General features: G+C 66.8%; 2 protein-coding genes. One reads left to right on the forward strand and one right to left on the reverse strand.

Annotated features, from left to right (window positions below):
* The first annotated feature begins 129 nt into the window (after window positions 1–129).
* A protein-coding gene (locus ACFYP3_RS37510; RefSeq protein ID WP_388842588.1) for an IS5 family transposase occupies window positions 130–977 on the forward strand; the annotation gives its coding sequence in 2 pieces (ribosomal slippage) (window positions 130–529 and window positions 529–977; 849 coding nt in all).
* A gap of 150 nt (window positions 978–1,127) precedes the next feature.
* On the opposite strand, the gene ACFYP3_RS37515 is transcribed toward ACFYP3_RS37510, so the two are convergent.
* The gene (locus ACFYP3_RS37515; protein ID WP_388842590.1) at window positions 1,128–1,445 is read right to left on the reverse strand and encodes a hypothetical protein; all 318 of its coding nucleotides are present in this window, start codon (window positions 1,443–1,445) and stop codon (window positions 1,128–1,130) included.
* Window positions 1,446–2,480: the final 1,035 nt, after the last annotated feature.

Below are 2,480 nucleotides of genomic sequence, written 5' to 3' on the forward strand. Positions count from 1 at the left end.
CATCACCCGCAGCCGCCTCGCACGCCTCACCCGCCAAGGCTTCCTCACCCAACCCGGACGAGGCCGCTACCAGAAACGGACTTAACAACCTCTAACAACCCCTAACGAAATGATCTTTGGGCTGATTGGATGGCCCTGAGAGCGTTGATCCGGGGGTGTGGGGTGGCTCGGCGGAAGCCGTGGGAAGTGGACGATGAACTCTGGGCGGTGATCGAACCGCTCCTGCCGAAGGTGGAGCGTCGAGTTCGTCATCCTGGGCGGAGGCGGCATCCGGACCGGTTGGTGTTCCAGGGCATCCTGTTCGTGCTCCACACAGGGATCGCGTGGGAGCACCTCCCGCAGGAGATGGGCTTCGGCTCAGGGATGACCTGCTGGCGGCGCCTGGCCGAGTGGACTGAAGCCGGCGTGTGGCCGCGACTGCACGAAACCCTGTTGGCCCGGCTCCGGGGAGCCGGGGCCCTCGACTTCTCGCGGGCTGTGGTCGACGGCTCCCACATCCGCGCGTTAAAAGGGGCTCAAAAATCGGGCGAAGCCCGGTTGACCGGGGCAGGAACGGCAGCAAGCACCACCTGATCACCGACGCCACCGGCATTCCGCTTGCCGCCACCCTGACCGGCGGCAACCGCAATGACGTCACCCAGTTCATCCCCCTGCTCCAGGCCGTCCCGCCGGTCCGCGGCAAGCGCGGCCGACCGCGCCGGCGACCCGACACGGTGCTCGGGGATCGCGGCTACGACCACGACAAGTACCGACGCCTGGCCTGGGCCCTGGGCGTGAAACCCGTCATCGCCCGACGCGGCGTCCCACACGGCTCTGGCCTCGGCGCCGAACGCTGGGTAGTGGAGCGGACCTTCGCCCACCTCCACTGGTTCCGACGGCTGAGGATCCGCTGGGAAGTACGCGACGACATTCACGAAGCCTTCCTCAGCCTGGCCTGCTCACTCATCTGCTGGCGACGCCTGAAGTCATTCCGATAGCAGTTCTAAGGCCACCGGACTGGCGATGTCAGCCTGTCGAGCGTGGGTAGGACCGCGAGCAATCCCCGCACGGGGCGAAGAAGCAGGACCCCCACCGATACGGCCACCCGACCGTTGCAGGGATCTCATCCCTTCAGGAGCCAGCGGAATTCAAGACCCGGGGACGCTCTCGTCTGGCAGACCGGGCAGAGTAGAGTCGCCTGGCAGCTCAGCGACGAGGCTGGCCACCCATGCATCGACGGCCGAGCGCAAGGCTGTCACTTCCTGCTCGATGGTGGTGTTCTGGCCCGTCATTGCGGCCGGGATGAGGGCTCCCAGAGCCGAGGAGAACGCCGGCGCTTCTATCTCCTGCCGCGTGTGTGATGGGGAGTGATCGGCATAAGCAGTAGGCGAGGATACGAGATACGTCATACAGGCAAGTGTTAGGATGCCAGCAGCCTTGGCGGTGCGCCGATTCAGGTAACTCACAGATGCCTCCATTGGCTTGGGGTTGGGCGAGCGAGCACGTGTAATCGGCAGCTCTGCCACAGCAGTCACGGTAGTGGCGCTGCAGTCCCTTTGCCCTCTCCGATTGGGCTGGCTGGGCTAGTCGGTGTCGGGCCACTCGGATATCGCGGTGTGGCAGCTGCTTCCCTGGGCCAGGGGCGAGTGTCGGCCAGTTCGTTCTTGATTGAGGGTCGAGAAGAACCATTGGCGAGCCTAGTCTCAGCTCTGGCGGGTGCCTCGAGCCGACAGCCTGATCCTGAACTTTATAGCCGGGCGGCAAGTTCGCGGCTGGTCTACTGGCAGCCGCGGTCGGAGTGGAAGATCACAGGGCCGGCCCACCGGGCGGCGGGTGGGTGACAGCGTCGGCGACGAGTGCCGTTCGCAGGTGGCCGGCGGTGGGCCGGCCGGTGACGCGCCGGGAGGCGATGCTGGTGAAGGTGGGCCAGTTCTCGTGGGTGGCGATGGATGTCGCCGCACCAGCGGGTGCCGATGGCTGCCGGGTAGGGCTGGAAAATGCGCAGGACAGGGTCAGGACGGGTTACCGCGTGTGCGCGGGGATGGTGGTGTGTCGTCGTCTGCGGTGCCGGCCGGTCAGGCCGGCACCGCATCAGCCGCGGTGGCCGCAGCCTGCATCCTCGCGCTGCAGGACGGCGTGGACGTACGGTGCACCGTAGGGCCAGGACCATCCGTGCCGTTTCAGCAGCCGCCACCGACAGACTCGACCCGCAGACGCCGAGGACCGCGGGCTGGACCCGGGTCAGGGTGCAGCGTCCGTCGTCGAATGCCGACGGTACTCTGCCGAGTTCTCCCTCCAGTACGGTGAACTGGGCCCGGTGACAGCCGGGGAGTTCGCCGGGCTCGCGGAACACAGAACCTCCCTACCGCCCTCGCGCCAGGGCGGCGCCACCGTTCCCCCGGCGCACACTGAGCCTTTTCAGAGTGGCCACTGATCGGGTGACGGTGGGGTGCTCGATGGAACGGACAGAGCCCCAAGGCTGTTGAGCGAGGTGTCACCGC

Origin of the sequence: Streptomyces sp. NPDC005533 (assembly GCF_042871845.1) — a bacterium.
Classification (GTDB): domain Bacteria; phylum Actinomycetota; class Actinomycetes; order Streptomycetales; family Streptomycetaceae; genus Streptomyces.